Origin of the sequence: Natronococcus pandeyae (assembly GCF_008122205.1) — an archaeon.
GTDB lineage: Archaea > Halobacteriota > Halobacteria > Halobacteriales > Natrialbaceae > Natronococcus > Natronococcus pandeyae.
Map to the genome: position 1 here is coordinate 21,562 of NZ_PHNJ01000014.1, position 18,579 is coordinate 40,140.

Consider the following 18,579-nt stretch of genomic DNA (forward strand, 5'->3'; position numbering starts at 1 on the left):
GAGACGAGTTGAGACGTGCGGCTGTCACACGAGGCGAGTGGAGACGAAACATCCTATTGTGTGCCCCGACAACACACCGCCAATGGAGAGCGACGTAATCGGGACGTTCGAATCGGCGCTTCAGGAGGTCGACGTCCGGCTGGAACGAACGACCGCGGCCGACGCTCGAGGAGTACTGACGGACCTCCTCGAACCGCCAGCCGTCGGCGTCCCCCTCCCGTTCGACGGCGTCTCGCTTCCCGAGGCGGTCGAGACCGAGCCGACGCCGGACGAACTCGAGGCCGCGACGACGGGGATCACGGCCGTCGAGTTCGCCGTCGCCGACTACGGCTCCGTTGCGATCAGGTCCTCACCGGTGGGCGAGGAGCCGATCAGCCTCTACGCCGACGTCCACGTCGCGGTCGTCGCCGCGAGCGACGTCCTACCGGACATGAAGGCGACGTTCGAACGGCTCGGTGACGACGCGCGGAACGGCGCGGACACCGTGCTCGCGACGGGTCCGAGCGCGACGGCCGACATGGGCGCGCTGGTCACGGGCGCACACGGACCGAAAGCCGTCCACGCGGTGGTGATCGAGGACCGATGAGCTCCGACTCGCGCGAGGCGAAAGCGACTCGCATTCGCCACCTGCTGCGGACCGAGGGCGACGCCGTCCAGCGAAACACACAGACGTTCAACCAGGGGCGGTACGACGCGGTCGCGGAACTCGAGGCCTACGAGGAGTACCGAGACCAGGCTCGATCGATCAAGGAGCGCGCCATCGAAATCCTGCCCGAGCTGGTCGACGAGGTCACCGCGGCCGTCGAGGAAAACGGCGGGACGGTCTACCTCGCCGACGACGCCGCAGATGCGAACCGCTACATCCAGGAGGTCGTCGCCGACGCCGAAGCCGAGACAGTTGTCAAGTCGAAGTCGATGACCACGGAGGAGCTCGAGGTCAACCACGCGCTCGAGGCCGACGGCGTCGACGTCTGGGAGACCGACCTCGGGGAGTTCGTTCTCCAGCTCGCCGACGAGGCGCCTTCGCACATCGTCGCGCCGGCGATCCACAAATCGCGCGAGGGGATCGCCGAACTGTTCCGCGAGCAGTTCGATCCCGACGAGCGCCTCGAGACCGCCGAGGACCTGACGATGTTCGCCCGGGAGTTCCTCGGCGAGCGCATCCGCGAGGCCGATGTCGGCATGACGGGCGCGAACTTCGTCACCGCGGACTCGGGGTCGATCGCGCTCGTCACCAGCGAGGGTAACGCCCGGAAGACCGTGACCGCGACGGACACGCAGATCGCCGTCGCCGGCGTCGAGAAGATAGTCCCCTCTGTCGAGGACTTGCACCCGTTCGTCGAACTCATCGGCAAGTCGGGGACGGGCCAGGACATCACCTCCTACGTCTCGCTGTTGACGCCGCCGGTCGACGCGCCGTCGCTCGACCGTGATCCCGACACACCGCTCGCCCCCGAGACCGCAAACGACCGCGAGTTCCACCTCGTACTCGTCGACAACGGCCGCACCGAGATGCGCGAGGACGACCAGCTTCGAGAGACGCTGTACTGCATCCGGTGTTCGGCCTGCGCGAACTCGTGTGCGAACTTCCAGTCCGTCGGCGGCCACGCCTTCGGCGGCGAGACCTACTCCGGCGGCATCGCAACGGGCTGGGAGGCCGGCGTCCACGGCTACGACAGCGCCGCCGAGTTCAACGACCTCTGTACGGGCTGTACGCGCTGCGTCAACGCCTGTCCGGTCAAGATCGACATCCCGTGGATCAACAACGTCGTCCGGGACCGGCTCAACCGCGGCGCCGACGAGGGTCGGTTCGAGTTCGTCTACGACGAGCTCGTTCCCGACGAGGAACCCGGCGGGATCGACCTCCAGAAGCGGCTGTTCGGCAACTACGAGACGCTCGCGAAACTCGGGAGCGCGACCGCGCCGGTGTCGAACTGGGTCGGCGAACTGGCTCCCGTTCGGTCGCTGCTCGAGCGGGTCGTCGGAATCGACGAGCGGCGTTCGCTTCCCGAGTTCCAGCGCGAGACGCTTCGTGGCTGGTATCGCGCACGAGGGCCGCGCGTCTCGGCGGCCGACGCCGACCGCGAGGTCGTCCTCTACCCCGACGCCTACACCAACTACGTCGACGCCGACCGCGGGAAGGCCGCGGTTCGGGTGCTCGAGGCGCTGAACGTCCACGTTCGGATTCCCTCGGTCGGCGAGAGCGGACGCGCGCCGCTCTCGCAGGGGATGATCGACACCGCTGACGAACAGGCGAGTCAGGTGTACGGCGCGCTCGCCGAACACATAGACGCCGGACGCGACGTCGTCGTCATCGAACCCTCCGACCTGGCGATGTTCCAGCGCGAGTACGAGAAGCTGCTCCCCGAACGGTCGTTCGAGCGGCTCCGGGATGGAAGCTACGAGATTCTCGAGTACGTCTACGGCTGCCTCGAGAACGGCGCCGACCCCACGACGCTCCGCGCTCCCGAGCGACCGATCGCCTACCACGCCCACTGCCAGCAGCGGACGCTCGGCCTCGAGCGCTACACGACGGCCGTCTTCGGCGAACTCGGCTGCGACGTTATCGAGAGCGACGTCGAGTGCTGCGGGATGGCCGGCAGCTTCGGCTACAAGTCGCAGTACTACGAACTCAGCATGGACGTCGGCGACCGCCTGCGCGATCAGTTCACCAGCCCGACGGCACAGGACAGGCTGGTCGTCGCCAGCGGCACCTCCTGTGAGGAACAGTTGGGGGCGCTGCTCGAGCGCGACGCGGCGCACCCGGTCGAGGTACTCGATCCGGGACGTCGCAGCTGAAACGGTCGGGGACGAACTACCAGTACGAAAGAAAGACTTCGTGTTGATAATTCACGAATCAACATCGGAGTCGGGAAGGGCAGTAGTTACACCGTAATTGTGGTAAAGAGGAGTCAAAAAGGAGTTATAATGCGTTTTCCCTGCCGGTAACCCGGGTCGAGTACCTAGATTCACTGTAGAACGAATTACAGTGGAGGACGACTATCGAGCCGGTATACGCCCGTATGGCATTTTGACCAGTTCAAATCCCGATACTCTTCGTAATGGTATGGGAACTGAGCGTTATCGGGAATAGACAAAAATGTAACATACCCGGGCTCCGGTCGAGTGAACGATTCAGTGGGAAGGCGTCACTTCCCTTCGAACTCCGGCTCTCGCCCCTCGAGGAACGCGCCGATCCCCTCGTCCTTGTCCTCAGTCGCAAAGAGCTGGACGAACAGTTCGGACTCGTACTCGAGGCCCTCCTCGAGCCCCATGCGCGAACCCGCTTTGACCGCCTTCTTGCCGAACTCGAGGGCGATGGGGCTCTTTTCGGCCATCGATTCCGCGAGGCCGTAGACGCCCTCGTCGAGCTCCTCGGCGTCGTAGACGTCGTCGACGAGGCCGATCTCCTTCGCCTCCGCGGCGTCGATCAGTTCGCCGGAGAGGACGAGCCGCATCGCCTGGCCCTCACCGACGAGGCGGGTGAGTCGCTGCGTGCCGCCGCCGCCGGGGATGAGCCCGAGGTTGATCTCGGGCTGGCCGAGCTTCGCGCCCGATTCGGCGATCCGGACGTCGCAGGCCTGTGCGAGTTCGCAGCCGCCGCCGAGCGCGTGGCCGTTGACTCGGGCGATGACCGGAATCGAGGCGTCGTCGACCGTTTCGTAGACGCGGGGCCGCTGGCTGGCCTCGCGCTGTTCGACGAGGCCGCGGTCCTGGAACTCGGTGACGTCCGCGCCGGCGACGAACGCACCGGAGCCCTCGCCGCCCGTGAGCACGAGCACGCGGACGTCGTCGTCCGATTCCGCGGCGGCGACTGCGTCCTTCAGCTCCGTCCGGACCTGACTATTGAGCGCGTTGCGGGCGTCCGGGCGTTCGATGGCGACCGTCGCGACCCGGTCGGCGTGCTCGCCGATCTCGACCGAGAGCACCTCGTACTCGTCCTCGAGGTTACTCATCGTCCTCACCCCACTGGCCGCTCATACCGGCGCGTTCGCCGTCCTCCCAGACGTAGAACCCCTCGCCGGACTTCTTCCCGAGCTTGCCCGCCCGAACCTTCCGGCGAAGCGCCTGCGGCGGCCTGAACCGCTCGCCGAGTTCCTCGCGGAGGTGTTCTGCGATGTGCAGTCGGACGTCGAGGCCGACGTGGTCGCCGAGTTCGATCGGTCCCATCGGGTAGCCGTAGCCGAGTTTCATCGCCTCGTCGATATCCGCCGGGCTCGCGACGCCCTCCTCGACCATCCGGATCGCCTCGAGCCCCGTCACGAGACCGAGCCGAGAGGTGGCGAAGCCGGCGCTGTCGCGGACGACGACGTCTTCCTTCTCGACGTCGCGGACGTAGTCGACGGCGAACTCCTCCGTTCGCTCGTCAGTCTGTTCGGCGACGACGATCTCGACCAGATCCATCAGATGTGGCGGGTTGAAGAAGTGGAGCCCGACCGCGCGCTCGGGGTGCTCGAGCGCGCTCGCCATCTCCGTCACCGAGAGCGAGGAGGTGTTCGAGGCGATGATCGCCTCCTCGCTCGCGGCGTCCTCGACGTCCGAGAAGACGTCCTGTTTCAGGTCCATGTCCTCGGGGACCGCCTCGACCACGAGGTCTGCGTCGCTGACGGCGTCCGCGAGGTCGGTCGTCCCCTCGATCCGCGCGATCGTCTCCTCCATCTCCGTCCCCGTGAGTTTGTCCCGGTCGACGCCCCCCTGGAGGTTCTCGCGGATCCCCTCGAGCCCGCTCTCGACGAACTCCGCTTCGATGTCCCGCAGGACGACGTCGTGGCCCGCCATCGCGGACACCTGGGCGATTCCGTGCCCCATGCTGCCGGCACCGAGAACTGCGATTTGCATGTGCTAATGCAGCCAATTGATCATCAAAAACGTTCTCCTTCGCGCGGTGGGCCGTGTTCAGAGACTACGGTGAGTACGCAGCGCCCGGTGTTCGATTCTCTCCGCGAGTCGGTGTACTCTCAACACCGTTCGCGCAGTGGGATCCTCGAGAGCGCAGCACCTTTATCGACGGAGTGAGACCGAATACCAATGTCCGATCAGCAGCCAGTCGTGGTCCAGGCAGTGCGAACGCCGCAGGGAAAACAGGGCGGCGTCTTCGCCGAGACGGGAAGCGAGGAGCTCTCCGTTCCGCTCGTCGATACGATGCTCGAGCGAACGGGACTCACCGGTGCGGACGTCGACGACATCCGGTGGGGGTGTGCCAAGCAGGTGAACGAACAGAGCAACAACCTCGCCCGCGTGATCGCGCTCTGCTCGGACCTGGGCGAGAGCGTGCCGGGAACGACGATCGATCGGCTCTGTGCGTCCTCGGCCGAGGCGATCATGAGCGCGAGCGACGCTATCCGCGCCGGCCAGCGCGAGGTCGTCGTCGCGGGCGGCGTCGAGAACATGAGTCGAAACGAGCGCCGAAAGGGGATCGGCTCCTACGACTGCATCGCCGAACAGTACGACGCCGCCGGCCTCCAGATGGGGCAGACGGCCGAGACGGTCGCCCAGCGTTACGACATCGACAGGGAAGCGCAGGACGCCTACGGCGCTCGCAGCCAGCAGCGCGCGTGCGAAGCCACCGAGGACGGGAAGTTCGACGAGGAGATCGTCCCGATCGACACCGGCGACGAAGTCGTCGAGGAAGACGAGGGGCTCCGTCCCGGCACCACGCCGGAGAAGATTTCGGGGCTGCCGCCCGCCTTTGCGGAGGACGGCACCGTCACCGCCGCCAACGCCTCACAGATCTCGGACGGGGCTGCAGGGGTACTGATCACGAGCAGGGCGTTCGCCGAGGAGAACGACCTCGAGATCATGGCGCAAATCGAGGATCACAACGTCGCCGGCGTCGACCCCGAAGTGATGGGAATCGGCCCGGTGCCGGCCGTGCGAGGCATCTGGGAACGAAACGGTCGGTCGGCCGAGGAGTACGACCTCGTCGAACTCAACGAGGCCTTCGCCAGCCAGACGCTGTACTGCAAGGACGAACTCGGTTTCGACGACGAGATCTTCAACGTCAACGGCGGCGCGATCGCCCTCGGACACCCGCTCGGGGCGTCGGGCGCTCGGTTGCCCGTAACACTCGTCCACGAACTGCGGCGTCGGGGCGGCGGTCTCGGCCTGTCGACGATGTGCGTCGGCTACGGACAGGGCGCCGCGGTCGAGTTCCGCGTTCCGGACGGGGGGTAGCGGAGAGAAGAGCGCCTACAGCCTACAGCAACTGGTCGGCGATGATGTTCTTCTGAATCTCGCTCGTTCCCTCGTAGATCTTCGTGATGCGGGCGTCGCGGTAGTAGCGCTCGGCCGGGTAGTCCGTGACGTAGCCCGAGCCGCCGTGGACCTGAACGCCTTCGTCGGCGACTTCGACCGAGATCTCGGAGGCGAACAGCTTCGCCATGCTCGAGAACTGCGCGGCGACGTCCTGGTTGTTCTGCTCGACCTGGGTCGCGGCGCGGTAGGTCAGCGATCGAGCGGCTTCGACTTTCGTCGCCATCTCGGCGATCTTGTGCTCGATGGCCTGGAACTCCTTGATCTTCTGGCCGAACTGCTCGCGCTCGTCGGCGTACTCGAGCGCGGCGTCCAGCGCGCCCTGGGCGGCGCCGACGGCCTGTGCGGCGACGCTCGTGCGGCCGGAGGCGAAGAACTCCATCAGCTGGTAGAACCCCTGATCGACCTCGCCGATGACGTTGTCTGCGGGGACGCGGACGTCGTCGACGATGACCTCCGCGAGGTCCGAGGCCCGGATACCGAGTTTGTTGTCGATCTTCTCGGTCTGGATGCCGTCGCTGTCCATCTCGACGAGGAACGCGGTGATCCCGCGGTGGCCCTCGTCGGGACTGGTCTTGGCCATCAGGACGCCGACGTCGGCGACGGTGCCGTTCGTGATCCACATCTTGTTACCGTTGAGGACGTAGCCGTCGCCGTCCTCCTCAGCCACGGTCTCGATCCCCGCGACGTTCGAGCCGTGTGCGGGTTCGGAGATCATCGAACACGACGCGGTTTCGCCGTTGGCGATCTTCGGGAGCCACTCCTCTTTCATCCACTCGTCGCCGAACTCGAGGATCATGTTCGTCCCGAAGCCGGCGGAGCCGACGGCCGAGCCGATTCCGGGATCGGCTCGCCACAGCTCCTCGGTGACGATCGTCGAGGAAATCTTGTCCATGCCGGCGCCGTCGTACTCCAGGGGAATCCCCGGCGCGACGAAGTCGTACTGCGCCGCCTCCTTGCGGATCTCTTCGGGGTAGGTTCCCTCTCGATCGTACTCTTCGGCCACCGGTTTCATCTCGTTTTCGCCGAACTCGCGAACGGCCTCACGGATTGCGCGGTGCTCGTCGGATAGAGCGAATGCCATACCGTATCATTGGAATCCTCGTACAAAATAGCTTCGGTTGTGGCGAACAGTGTAAACGTATTATGGAACTGGTTGAACAATGTAAACACAGTCGCCGCTCTCGGACGGAGGTGCGAATCCGATCGTCGGCGAACGACGGGAACTCGAGAGAGGCGCAGCGACCGAACGCTACTCGTCCTGGTCGCGGATCTTGAACTTCTGGACCTTTCCGGTCGTCGTTCGAGGCAGTTCGTCGACGAACTGGACCTCACGCGGGTGTTTGTACTCCGCCAGGCTGTCCAGACAGTACTGTTTGATCTCCTCCGGGGTTACGTCAGCGTCGGGAACCGGGACGATCAACGCCTTTACCGTCTCGCCGCGTCGCTCGTCCGGCACGCCGACGACGGCGGCGTCGGCGACGGCCTCGTGTTCGAAGAGGAGTTCCTCGATCTCTCGCGGGTAGACGTTGTAGCCGCCGGTAACGATCATGTGCTTCTCGCGGTCGACGACGAAGAAGAAGTCGTCCTCGTCCCAGTAACAGATGTCGCCGGTGTGGAACCAGCGCGTGCCGCCCTCCTCGGTGAAGGCCTCCTCGTTCGCTTCCGGCAGCCCGTAGTACCCCTTCATCACGTTCGGACCGGCGACGACGAGTTCTCCCGTGATCTCGTGGAGGGATGCTTCGTCCTCGTCGATGGGGCCTTCCTCGACCCGAGGCACTTCCTCGAACTCCTCGTCTACGACCTTCGCCTCGACGCCGTCGAGGGGCTGCCCGATGCTGCCCTTTCGTCGCGAGTCGGCCGTGTTGGCGTGGGTAACCGGACTCGTCTCCGTGAGCCCGTACCCTTCGTTCAACTGGACGCCGTACAGCGACTCGAAGCGCTCGAGCACCTCGAGCGGGAGGCTGGCCCCGCCGGAGTTGACGAACCGCAGCGAGTCGAACTCGTAGGCGTCGGCGTTGGGCTGGTTGATCATGTCGTTGAACATCGCCGGGACGCCGAACATGATCGAGATCTCCGCGTCCTCGAGCAGGTCCATCACCGTCTGTGCGTCCCACTCGGGAACGGGGTAGTAGGTGCCGCCGCTGTACATGGCGCCGTTCATCACGACGGACATCCCGTAGATATGAAAGAGCGGGAGGGTACCGACGAGTCGATCCGAGGCCTGAAAGCCGCCCGTCGGAACGTCGGCGTTCGCCCGCGTCGTCCAGGCGAGGTTGTGGTGGGTAAGCAGGACGCCCTTCGGCGTGCCGGTCGTCCCCGAGGTGTAGGGCTGGACGGCGACGTCGTCGTCCGCGCGGTCGACGATCTCGAGCGTCTCGTCGGCGAGGAACTCCTCGAAGCCGACCGCCTCCGTCGAATCCTCGGCGTCGTCGCCGACGGCGATGACGTGTTCGACGTCGGTGTCCTCGAGCACCGAATCGACGTTGTCGACGTTCGCGCCGAGCGAGACGACCGCCTTCGCGCCGCTGTCCCCGAGCAGGTGGCTGATCTCGCGGGCCTTGTACTGCGGGTTCATCGGGACGACGATGCCGCCGGCCCGGAGCGTCCCGTAGAACGCCGTCACGAACTGGGGTAGATTCGGCAGGTAGATCCCGACGCGATCGCCCTCGCCGATGCCGCGGTTCTCGAGACTCTGTGCGAACTTGCCGGCTCGTTGCCAGAACTGATCGTAGCTCAGTTCGGTCCCGTCGTACACGACCGCGGCGGACTCGGGGTTCGTGTCCACCGTCTCGGCGACGTCTGTCACGAGGTTCGTCATGCGTTATCTATGGCTCACGGGAGTACCACAAAAGGATTGTTACTCGCAGAGAACGCGGGTACGCTGAGCAGACCCGAGGCTCAGTCCAGCGTCGGATCGGCGGCGCGATCGACATCGTATCCGACGACCATCCGTGCGTGGACGAGCGCCGCGATGATGACCGCGGCGGCGGCAATCTGGACACCGACGTGGACGAGCGAGCCGAACATCCCGGCGAACGCGGCACCCAGGTAGAGGCCGCGAACCGGGTACGAGAGGTCCCGCGCCCCGTCGAATCCGACGGTGGCGACGATGAGACCGATCGTCCCCGCGAGGACGACCGGGAACACGATCACCGTCTCCTGGGACCAGTAGATGAGGCTGTTGTTCGTGACGAAGGCGAACGGAATCACGAAGCCGGGCGCACCGAGCCGAAGCGCCTGGACGCAGGACTTCATGAAGCTCGAGCCGGCGATCCGCGAGCCGATGGCGACCGAAATCGCGACCGGTGGCGTGATCGCCGACAGCATTGCGAAGTAGAAGACGAACATGTGGGTCGTGATCTCGGGAACGCCCATCTCGATGACGCCGGGTGCGACCAGCACGACGACGAGGATGTACGCGGCCGGCGTGGGCATCCCGAGGCCGAACATGATACTCGCGATCATCGCCAGGATCAACACGATGACCAGTTCGCCGCCGCCCATCCCGATGATGGTCGTGCTGACTCGCGTCGAGAGGCCGGTGAACGTCACCATCTCGATGATGACGCCCATCGAGGCCAGCACGCCGACGAGCGGTGCCATCTCGAGACCACCGGTTCGCAGCCCCGAGACGGCCTGCTTGACGAGGGCCCCGGCCGACTCGACGTCCAGGTCGGAGTTACGGGCCGACGTGAAGGCTGTCTTCATCGAGCCGACGACGAAGATGGTGACGATCGTGTACAGGCCGGCGGTGAGCGGCGTGTATCGCAGGTAGACGAGGGTAACGAGCAACACGCCGAGCGGGATCACGAAGTGGAGGCCGCCGAGCAGCATTCGTGGATCGAACGAATCCGTATTCGGCGACGTCCAGCCGTACTTCAACACGGCGAAGTGGATGCCGACACCGACGCTGAAGTAAAACAGCGCGGCCGGGATGACGCCCGCCTGAATGATGCTGACGTAGCTGACCCCGAGGAGGTCCGCCATGAGGAACGCGGCGACGCCCATCACCGGCGGCAACATCTGTCCCCCGGCGGAGGCGACGGCCTCGATCGAGGCCGCGAAGTCGTCGTCGACGCCCTGATCTTTCAGCATCGGGATCGTGAAGCTTCCCGTCGTCGCCGTGTTGGCCGCTGCGCTCCCGGTGATCGATCCCATGATCATACTCGCGATCACGGCGATCTGGACGACACCGGTCCGCAACGTCTTGCCGAGTTCCCGGCCGACGTCCAACACGAAGTCCATCAACCCGTAGGCCTTCGCGATGCCGGCGAACATGATGAAAATCGCGACCCACGTCGAGCCGATCCCCATTAACGTCTCGTGGTAGACGCCGGTCAGTTCGATCGCCCCCTGTCTGGAGATGCGCGTCCAGTCGAACCCGGTGTGTCGGAAGACCCCCGGAAGGTTCGGGCCGACATACGCGTGAGCGTAGATGATCGAGGCGACGGCGACGGACGCGATCACGTTCCCGAACGCTCGTCGCGTCGCGTCGATGACGAGGACGATCAGCGCGATCCCGACGTAGAGGTCCATCTGCGTGTGTCCGAGCAGGTGCACGTCCTGCTCGAGTCGCGTGAAGTGGTACTCGACGTAGCCCGTCGCCGCCAGTGCGATCCCGGCAAAGAGGATCGCGACTACCGGATCGATACGTGCAAACGCGAGCTTGAGGCGCTGTATCGGCGTTATCGAGTCAGTATCGATTACCGACGGACGTGGTTCGCTGTCGATCTCGTCTACGTCCCCATCCTCTGGCTCGTAGTGCCGTCGTGCGACGTCGAGGTAGTACAGCGCGATGCCCAGTCCCAGGAAAATGTTCGAATACCGCAGCCGAACGAACATCAGGGAGTAGGCGTAGTAGATCGTATACAGCGTGAACACGACGGCGAGCACCGATACCGCACCGTCGAGTACCGAAAACGGAGAGAGACGTCTCTCCGTTCCGGCGGTCTCCGTCGTTGAAGACGAACTCTCAGACATCAGTTGACATTACGGCTCGTCGTGACGTTCGAACTCGTCGTGCCAGAGGCCGTGCTCCTCGTAGAAGTCGGCGGCTGCGGCGTGGAACGGAACACCGTCGTACATGTTCTCGGTCCAGAACTCTTCCTCTTCGAGGCGTGCGAGCACGGCGCTGTAGTCCGAGAGCTCCTCCCGGTTCGCGTGCATCGTCTCGAGGAAGTTGTAGACGGTGTCGTAGTCGAGGTCTGCGCGACTGACGAAGTTGTACGCGAAGGTCGGACAGTGAACCTCCTCCGGCGTGTACGCCGCGTCCTCGAGTTCGTCGCCGTCGAACGACTGGATCAGCAACCGGTCGTCGTCCTCCCACTCGTCGAGCACGTCGTCGGCGCCGAGCAGGCGCAGGTCGACGGTGCCCATCATCTCCTGGGTCCAGCCGGGGACGATGCCGAAGTTCATGTACGTCGCGACGCCGACGTCGAGTCGATCCTCGTTCATCGCGCTGCCCTGCTCGCCGAACCCGATACTGATTCGCTCGTAGCCGTCCGTTGCGTGCTCGAGTGCACGCTCGAGTGCCGGTGCCGTACCCGACCCTTCCGGCGTCGGCGAGACGGTGGTGTCGCCGTCGATGTCGGAGACGTTCTCCAACTCTTCGTTGGCCGTACAGAAGAACCACGGCAGGTCGTAGAAGTGGAACACCTGCGCCATCTCGAAGTCGAGATCGCCGAAGGCTCCCTCTCCCTCCCGGATCTCCTGTGCCGACCAGTTCTGTACGTAGACCATCTCGGCTTCCTCGTTGTTGAGGGCGCCGATGTTCGCCTCCGTACCGGGGCTCGTCTGTGCCTCGACGAACAGATCGTCGGAATGGTCGTTTACGACCGCCGCGATCCCTTCGTTTGCGGCGTACGCAGCCGTCGTCGACTCCGACGTTCGCATTCGAACGGTCGCTTCGCCGGCGTCGGCACCGTTTTGGTTCTCCACATCTTCGTCGCCGTTGTCCTCGCCGAGACAGCCAGCGAGTCCCATCGTCGTCCCGATTCCGGCCGTCGCGAGGAACGATCGTCGACTCCGGTTCTGTAGATAGCCGTCACTTAAGTCTACCATGATACTATGCACCAGACTATACCCTAATAACGTTAACGCTCTTTCGGAATAGACTGCTATACAGTTAAGAGAAGGCCTCTCTGGCCGTAACAGATCTCGTCTCGTCCGATCTCGGAGACGGAGGGGGAGAGCAGAGAGGCCGAGAACGGAGGCAAAACGAACCTCCCCGCCGAGGACCGCCGACCGAACCCGAAACCGTCTCGCCGGTGGAATTAAGCCGGTCGTCTGGACAGCCATACCCATGCGGACGAACTCAGACGGCGAGACGCCGCTCGATCAACTGAACAGCGGGAATAGCGACCGGACGCGGATCGACCAGTACGTTGGAGCCACCGATGAGTAAGACGAACGGCACCGTCGATCCGGCCGAACTCCAGCGTATCGTCGACAGTCACGACTTCCTCTCCTGGCTCGGGCTAGCCGTCGAGACGGCCGAACGCGGCTCCGTCGAACTCACTATGGCGGACGACGACAGGTTTCGAAACCCGTTTCCCGGCGACCAGGGTCCGATTCACGGCGGCATCACGGCCACGCTAGTTGACACTGCCAGCGGTTTCGTCCTGCGCACCACGTTCGACGACCCGCTCGAGGCGACGCTCACCACGACGGATCTCGACGTGTCGTACCTCGAACCGGCGACCGGCAACGTCCGGATCGAGGCCGAGGTAGTCCGTGCTGGGGGAACGATGGGTGTCGCCGACGTCACCGTCTCGAGTGCGCACGACGAGGGCGGCGAACGGACGATCGCGGTCGGCCGAGCAACCTATCGGTTGTTTCGGGACGCGTAACTCCCCGGGCGAGGAGGCTGTCGATCCGTTCCGTCCCCGGACGCGTATCGGTCTCCGTTCCGTATGGTGGAACTCCGTAGACGACATCGGGAGCCGTGCTAGCTGGACATCCACGAGCACTGTGAACATAACCCTCGGTGAGAGATCGCAATATCTATAGCCCCGATGGCGTACTACTGTGGTATGCTGGATTTCGTTCAACTCGAGCAGGATCTCGACCAGGAGGAGCGGATGATCCGGGACACGGCCCGAGAGTTCGTCGAAGAACACGTCAAACCCGACGTCGGCGACCACTTCGAAGCCGGGACGTTTCCGAAGGAACTCATCCCGAAGATGGGTGAACTCGGCTTTTACGCGCCGAACCTCGAGGGATACGGCTCGCCGAACGTCTCGGAGACCGCCTACGGGTTGCTGATGCAGGAACTCGAGGCGGGCGACTCGGGACTGCGCTCGATGGCCTCGGTCCAGGGCGCGCTCGTCATGTACCCGATCCACGCGTACGGGAGCGAGGAACAGAAAGAAGAGTGGCTCCCGGCGATGGGCCAGGGTGAAGCGATCGGCTGTTTCGGCCTCACCGAACCCGAACACGGCTCGAATCCGTCGGCGATGGAGACCCGCGCCGAGCGCGACGGCGACGGCTACGTCCTCAACGGCTCGAAGACGTGGATCACGAACTCGCCGATCGCAGACGTCGCCATCGTCTGGGCGCGGGACCGCTCGGCCGAGGACGATCCGGTTCGCGGCTTCCTCGTCGAGACCGACCGGGACGGCGTCTCGACGAACAAGATCACCGAGAAGCTCTCGCTGCGAGCGTCGATCACCGGCGAGATCGGACTCAACGACGTCTACGTCCCCGAAGCGAACGTGCTTCCGGGCGTTTCCGGGATGAAGGGGCCGCTCTCCTGTCTGACGCAGGCGCGATACGGCATCGCCTGGGGAGCCGTCGGCGCCGCGCGGGACTGTTTCGAGGAGGCTCGCCAGTACGCGATCGATCGCGAGCAGTTCGGCGGTCCGATCGGTCGGTTCCAGCTTCAACAGCAGAAACTCGCCGAGATGGCGACCCAGATCACGCTCGCACAGCTGCTGGCCTACCGGCTCGCCGAACTCAAAGAGCGCGGCGACATGCGACCCCAGCACGTCTCGATGGCCAAGCGCAACAACGTCCGGATGGCCCGCGAGCAGTCGAAGGTCGCCCGCGAGATGCTCGGCGGCAACGGCATCACGACCGACTACTCCCCGATGCGCCACATGGCGAACATGGAAACGGTCTACACCTACGAGGGGACCCACGACATCCACACGCTCGTCCTCGGCGAGGAGCTCACTGGCCTCAAGGCCTACCAGTAGCTCGCTCTCGACGACGGCACCGAACGTCCGGTTTCTCGTTTTCGCGCGCACGACGATTACCACCGCCGAACCGCGCCAGCGAGCCGCGCGACCGGATCGCGCCGCAGCCCTCGACGGTGGCGGACGATGGGACTCGAGGACGTCCCGTCTCGAGGCCGCGTTCCACATAGTGAACTGACGCTCCCGCTGTCCGCGACGGTCGTCTTATTCGTTTCGTATAATGGCGGTTGCGTTTCACTATCCGGAACATTGATGGGAATGTCCGCCGACGAGTAGGTATGACCGCAGAACGGGACGGCGAGGCCGACACGGGCGTCTCGACGACGAGAAAGACGTTCGCGATCCTCGAGGCGCTCAAGTCCGAGGAGGGGCTGACGATCACCGAGATCACCGAGCGGACGGAACTGCCGAAGAGTACGGTCTACCGTCACCTCGCGACGCTCACCGACATGGGGTACGTCATCGAACGCGAGGGCGGCTACTACATCGGGCTTCGACTGCTCGAGATCAGCGAGCAGACCCGAAACCGGAAGACGGGGTACACCGCCGCGAAGCGCAAGGTGTTCGAACTGGGCCAGGAGACCGACGAGCGATCGCTGTTCGTCGTCGAGGAGGAGTACGACGCCGTCTACCTCCACCGGTACGGCAGCCTCGCCGACACGATGATCGGCAAGCGACGCCCGATGCACTCGCTGGCGTCGGGAAAGGTGATTCTCGCGGAGTGGGACGACGATCGGGTCGCCGATTTCGTCGAGCGGAAGGGCCTCGGGAGACACACGAGTAACACGATCACTGACCCGGACGCGCTCGCCGAGGAACTCGACCGGGTGCGGAAACAGGGGTACGCGATCAACGACGAGGAGTACATGGACGGCCTCTGTGGCGTCGCCGTTCCGGTTCACACGCCCGACGACGAACTCCTCGGCGCGCTGGGGCTGTTCGGTCCGGCCAGCCGGTTCACGGAGGACGTCCACGAGGAGTTCGTGAGCCGACTCCGGGACAAGGCGGGAGAGATCAGGGTGACGCTCGCGTACGGCTGAACCACAGCGAACCCGGCGACGAGTTCCAGGACTGCGACGAGCGTGTTCGTGGTCCGCATACTGAAACGCCACATGCTGAATCTTCGGACACTGAAGCGCCACATGCTGAACCTTCGCATACTGAAACGCGGCGAATCAGACATGGAAGCGGTACGGCCTCGGAACTCGGTGGGCGTCGTCAGATTTCGGTGACGACGTCGTGCTCCTCGGCGAGCGCCTCGGCGTCCTCCTCGAGCAGCGCGACGACCAGGTAGGGTGCGTACGACTCGAAGTATTCGACGAGAGCCGCGATCCGCTCGGCGTCGATCGCCTCGAGCGAGTCGAGCAGCATGAACGGCACCGTCTCGTAGACGTCGTGAACGAGGTAGCCGGCCAGCGCGAACACGAGTCCGGTCACCTCGCGCTCGCTCTCGCTCAGGTGCTCGATCGCGTCCTCGTAGGCCGCACCTTCGTCGGTGCTCCGGACGATCTTGAGGTCGAACGATGACTTCGACACCTTCCGGCGGCCCTCGCGGACGTCGCGGGTCGTCCGGTCGATCCAGATTCGGTCCAGATTGTCGTAGCCGAGCGTTTCGAGGAGGTTGTCCATGTGCTCGTTGAACGCTTCGACCGCGTCCTCTTCGATCCGGTCGATGCGGGTGCGCAGGTCGGTCAGCTCTTCCGTGACCTCCTCGCGGCGCGCCTCGAGACCCTCGCGCTCGCCGAGTCGGTCCTCGACCGACGCGATCTCGTCTTCGACCTCGTCGCGCTCGCGCTCCTTGCGCTCGAGTTCGAACTCGAGCTGGTTGACCTCGCGGTGTTGTTCGAGGATGTCCTCCGAGCCGTCGCTCTCGAGGTCGTCGATCTCGTCCTCGAGGTCGTCGATCTCCTCGGTCAGGGACTCGCGCTCGCTCGTGAGCTCGTCGATCCGGTCGCGGCGGCGCTCGATCTCGTCGTCGATCGACTCGAGACGGCGGGTCGCCTGCCGGTACTCCGTCCGGTTCTCGTTGATCTCGGTGAGCGTCGCTCGTCTCTCGTCGAGGTCGTCGTTGATAGTCGATCGCTCCTCGAGTCGCTCCTGGTGTGCCGTCCGGAGCTGCTCGATCGTGGTTTCGATCTGGTCCGTCGCGACCGACGAGCCACAGGTCCAGCAGGTGACCGTCTCCGAGTCACCCTCGGCCAGCAGTTGATCGGTGAGGGCGCCGTCGCCTCCGGCGCTGCCGCCGTTACCCGCGAGGAACTCGCCAGGGTTCTCGAGCAGCCGCTCGTTGAACTGGATCGTCCGCTGCAGTTGCGAGATTTCCTCGTTGAGACCGTCCTTCTGGTCCTGGAGCGCGTCGATCTCCGCCTCCAGCCGACCGATGTCGGCTTCCTCGCCCGTCGAGAGCTCGTCGACGTTCGCCTCCACCTCCTCGCGCTCGTCCTCGAGCGCCTCGATGCTCTCGCGCTCGGTATCGATCCGGTCGCGAGTGCGTTCGAGCTCCGAGCGGGTATCGCGGAGTTCGTCCAGCTTCGTCTCGAGTTCCGATCGTTCCTCGCGTCGGGTTTCGACGTCGACGTTCGTCGACTCGAGGGCCTCCTCTGCCGTCTCGAGTTCCTCGCGGAGCTCCTCGATCTCGTCGGCCAGCCGCGTTCGTTTCGCCTCGAGGTCGGGGAGGCGATCCTCGCGGTCGTCGAGTTCGCCGAGTTGCTCGTCGAGGCGCTGTTTTCGCTGTTCGAGCTGTCGGATCTCCGCCTTGATCGCGTCGGTGTCGACCGGCCGCATGATCAGGTCGCGGAGTTCGTCGCCACGCGCGACGGCCCGACGCGCCTCGTTCGACTCGAGCAGGAACGCAAACAGATCCGCGATTTCCGGATCCTCGAGGTACGGCTCGCCGTCGGTGACGATCGTCCCGTTCTGCCGGCGGAGTGTCTGTCGGTACGTTTCGTCGTCGAACTCGAGGACCGCCGAGCCCTCCTCGGCGTCGGCTTTGAGACTCGCCCGGTCGCTCCCGAGCGCCGCCATGATTCCCTGGAGCAGCGACGTCCGATTCGTCGCGTTACGTCCGGAGAGAACGGTAATTCCCTGCTGGAACGAGACGGACGTCTCTTCGATTCCACCGATGTTAGTGACCGAGAGCGCCGCCTGCTCGGGAGTCTCACGGTTCTCTACGTTCTGATTCGTCTTCATAGAGCCGAGTAGAGGGGCCAGACAAATAGGTATTATCACATCCAGCGCCCAGCCAAAACAGTTTACTCTCCCGTCAGTTCGCACACCCACACGCGCGCTCGTCGAGCAGTTCCCGAACGGTGAACTGCTGGTGGCACTCCTCGCAGGTCACTGTCACCGAGACGAGCACGTCGAACTCGCCGAGGTCGATCACGTCGTTGCGCCGTAGCTGGGCGATCGTATCGACCGTCACCGCTTCGGTCCGGTTCTGGAGCGCGCCGAGTTTCTCCCCGCCGCGCTCGAGGCGCTCCTCGTCGTCCGGCGTCTCGAGGGACGCCTCGAGACACTTGGTCAGGTGGTTGTAGACGGTCTGGTGGGAGACGAAGTCGGATTCGACCGACTCGACCGGGACGCCGTCGCGCTCGAGTTCGTTCCGGGTCTGGACCCGGGTCCCGCTGGTGACGTCGTCGTCGGTGAGCAGCCGATAGGTGTTCTCGATCTCGCCTTCCTTGTACGAGACGCCGGCTTCCTGGAGCGCCGCCTCGAGGACGCGCTCGTTGACGAGCGTCGCGAGTTCCCGCGTACTGTACTGTTCGTCGTCTTCGCCGGTCCAGTACGCGACGAGGTCGTCGTCGAGCCTCGAGAGGTCGTACCCGTCCGCGACTCGTCCGAGTTTGCAACACGCCGCGCGCTGGTCCGCGGAATCACTACGGTCAGTCACTATCACAGCGATAGACGCAGTCAGCAAAAAGGATTCCGAGAACTCGTAGCCTTTACAGAAGTATGGCCGTAATCCGATACTGGTTAACTTCCCGATGAAACCATAGTAACTATATGTAATGTTAATAGACATGTTCTATCGAGATCAAGACGAGTGTCACCTTTCCGTTCCTTCTTTCTGTCGCCTTTTTACCGCTTCTATCCCCTACTTTCGCACTAAAGGAGAGAAACAATCACAAAA

At 64.4% G+C, this 18,579-nt stretch carries 14 protein-coding genes; 6 read left to right on the forward strand and 8 right to left on the reverse strand.

The window, feature by feature from the left end; genetic code table 11:
- The first annotated feature begins 82 nt into the window (after window positions 1–82).
- Both CV102_RS19895 and CV102_RS19900 read left to right on the forward strand, forming a co-directional pair.
- Entirely contained in the window at window positions 83–586 is a 504-nt protein-coding gene (locus CV102_RS19895) for an LUD domain-containing protein (protein ID WP_148859783.1), read from the forward strand.
- Entirely contained in the window at window positions 583–2,799 is a 2,217-nt protein-coding gene (locus CV102_RS19900) for an LUD domain-containing protein (RefSeq protein ID WP_148859784.1), read from the forward strand. Before CV102_RS19895 ends, CV102_RS19900 begins: the two co-directional genes overlap by 4 nt.
- A 350-nt stretch (window positions 2,800–3,149) precedes the next feature.
- On the opposite strand, the gene CV102_RS19905 is transcribed toward CV102_RS19900, so the two are convergent.
- Entirely contained in the window at window positions 3,150–3,956 is an 807-nt protein-coding gene (locus CV102_RS19905) for an enoyl-CoA hydratase/isomerase family protein (RefSeq protein ID WP_148859785.1), read from the reverse strand.
- Window positions 3,949–4,839 (reverse strand): 3-hydroxyacyl-CoA dehydrogenase family protein, encoded by an 891-nt coding sequence (locus tag CV102_RS19910; protein WP_148859786.1) that lies wholly within the window; start codon window positions 4,837–4,839, stop codon window positions 3,949–3,951. Before CV102_RS19910 ends, CV102_RS19905 begins: the two co-directional genes overlap by 8 nt.
- A gap of 189 nt (window positions 4,840–5,028) precedes the next feature.
- Here CV102_RS19910 and CV102_RS19915 point away from each other — a divergent pair, with 189 nt between their 5' ends.
- Window positions 5,029–6,174, forward strand: coding sequence for a thiolase family protein (locus CV102_RS19915; protein ID WP_148859787.1), 1,146 nt, complete (start codon window positions 5,029–5,031; stop codon window positions 6,172–6,174).
- A 22-nt stretch (window positions 6,175–6,196) separates the two neighbouring features.
- On the opposite strand, the gene CV102_RS19920 is transcribed toward CV102_RS19915, so the two are convergent.
- The 4 genes from CV102_RS19920 to CV102_RS19935 all read right to left on the reverse strand — a co-directional run bounded on the left by CV102_RS19920 (window position 6,197) and on the right by CV102_RS19935 (window position 12,315).
- Window positions 6,197–7,336, reverse strand: coding sequence for an acyl-CoA dehydrogenase family protein (locus tag CV102_RS19920; RefSeq protein ID WP_148859788.1), 1,140 nt, complete (start codon window positions 7,334–7,336; stop codon window positions 6,197–6,199).
- Window positions 7,337–7,504: 168 nt separating this feature from the next.
- On the reverse strand, window positions 7,505–9,073 hold the full coding sequence (locus CV102_RS19925; protein WP_148859789.1) for a long-chain-fatty-acid--CoA ligase: 1,569 nt from the start codon (window positions 9,071–9,073) through the stop codon (window positions 7,505–7,507).
- An 80-nt stretch (window positions 9,074–9,153) separates the two neighbouring features.
- The gene (locus CV102_RS19930; RefSeq protein WP_148859790.1) at window positions 9,154–11,235 is read right to left on the reverse strand and encodes a TRAP transporter permease; all 2,082 of its coding nucleotides are present in this window, start codon (window positions 11,233–11,235) and stop codon (window positions 9,154–9,156) included.
- 9 nt (window positions 11,236–11,244) lie between these two features.
- Window positions 11,245–12,315 carry a TAXI family TRAP transporter solute-binding subunit gene (locus tag CV102_RS19935; protein WP_148859791.1) on the reverse strand — a complete coding sequence of 357 codons (1,071 nt, stop codon included), beginning with the start codon at window positions 12,313–12,315 and terminating at the stop codon, window positions 11,245–11,247.
- A 335-nt stretch (window positions 12,316–12,650) separates the two neighbouring features.
- Between CV102_RS19935 and CV102_RS19940 the strand changes: the two genes are divergently transcribed.
- From CV102_RS19940 to CV102_RS19950, 3 genes are all read left to right on the forward strand, one after another.
- The gene (locus CV102_RS19940; RefSeq protein ID WP_148859792.1) at window positions 12,651–13,103 is read left to right on the forward strand and encodes a PaaI family thioesterase; all 453 of its coding nucleotides are present in this window, start codon (window positions 12,651–12,653) and stop codon (window positions 13,101–13,103) included.
- Window positions 13,104–13,286: 183 nt separating this feature from the next.
- Entirely contained in the window at window positions 13,287–14,450 is a 1,164-nt protein-coding gene (locus CV102_RS19945; RefSeq protein WP_148859793.1) for an acyl-CoA dehydrogenase family protein, read from the forward strand.
- Window positions 14,451–14,728: 278 nt separating this feature from the next.
- Window positions 14,729–15,490 (forward strand): IclR family transcriptional regulator, encoded by a 762-nt coding sequence (locus CV102_RS19950; RefSeq protein WP_148859794.1) that lies wholly within the window; start codon window positions 14,729–14,731, stop codon window positions 15,488–15,490.
- A 178-nt stretch (window positions 15,491–15,668) separates the two neighbouring features.
- Here CV102_RS19950 and CV102_RS19955 read toward each other — a convergent pair whose 3' ends face one another.
- Both CV102_RS19955 and rdfA read right to left on the reverse strand, forming a co-directional pair.
- Window positions 15,669–17,639 (reverse strand): archaea-specific SMC-related protein, encoded by a 1,971-nt coding sequence (locus CV102_RS19955; protein WP_148859795.1) that lies wholly within the window; start codon window positions 17,637–17,639, stop codon window positions 15,669–15,671.
- 73 nt (window positions 17,640–17,712) lie between these two features.
- The gene (rdfA, locus tag CV102_RS19960) at window positions 17,713–18,339 is read right to left on the reverse strand and encodes a rod-determining factor RdfA (protein WP_148859796.1); all 627 of its coding nucleotides are present in this window, start codon (window positions 18,337–18,339) and stop codon (window positions 17,713–17,715) included.
- Window positions 18,340–18,579 lie beyond the last annotated feature (240 nt).

Excerpts from the sequence above, each read along its gene's own strand:
- CV102_RS19895 (WP_148859783.1), top strand. The coding sequence starts at position 83 with ATGGAGAGCGACGTAATCGGGACGTTCGAATCGGCGCTTCAGGAGGTC.
- CV102_RS19900 (WP_148859784.1), top strand. The coding sequence starts at position 583 with ATGAGCTCCGACTCGCGCGAGGCGAAAGCGACTCGCATTCGCCACCTG.
- CV102_RS19905 (WP_148859785.1), bottom strand. The coding sequence starts at position 3,956 with ATGAGTAACCTCGAGGACGAGTACGAGGTGCTCTCGGTCGAGATCGGC.
- CV102_RS19910 (WP_148859786.1), bottom strand. The coding sequence starts at position 4,839 with ATGCAAATCGCAGTTCTCGGTGCCGGCAGCATGGGGCACGGAATCGCC.
- CV102_RS19915 (WP_148859787.1), top strand. The coding sequence starts at position 5,029 with ATGTCCGATCAGCAGCCAGTCGTGGTCCAGGCAGTGCGAACGCCGCAG.
- CV102_RS19920 (WP_148859788.1), bottom strand. The coding sequence starts at position 7,336 with ATGGCATTCGCTCTATCCGACGAGCACCGCGCAATCCGTGAGGCCGTT.
- CV102_RS19925 (WP_148859789.1), bottom strand. The coding sequence starts at position 9,073 with ATGACGAACCTCGTGACAGACGTCGCCGAGACGGTGGACACGAACCCC.
- CV102_RS19930 (WP_148859790.1), bottom strand. The coding sequence starts at position 11,235 with ATGTCTGAGAGTTCGTCTTCAACGACGGAGACCGCCGGAACGGAGAGA.
- CV102_RS19935 (WP_148859791.1), bottom strand. The coding sequence starts at position 12,315 with ATGGTAGACTTAAGTGACGGCTATCTACAGAACCGGAGTCGACGATCG.
- CV102_RS19940 (WP_148859792.1), top strand. The coding sequence starts at position 12,651 with ATGAGTAAGACGAACGGCACCGTCGATCCGGCCGAACTCCAGCGTATC.
- CV102_RS19945 (WP_148859793.1), top strand. The coding sequence starts at position 13,287 with ATGCTGGATTTCGTTCAACTCGAGCAGGATCTCGACCAGGAGGAGCGG.
- CV102_RS19950 (WP_148859794.1), top strand. The coding sequence starts at position 14,729 with ATGACCGCAGAACGGGACGGCGAGGCCGACACGGGCGTCTCGACGACG.
- CV102_RS19955 (WP_148859795.1), bottom strand. The coding sequence starts at position 17,639 with ATGAAGACGAATCAGAACGTAGAGAACCGTGAGACTCCCGAGCAGGCG.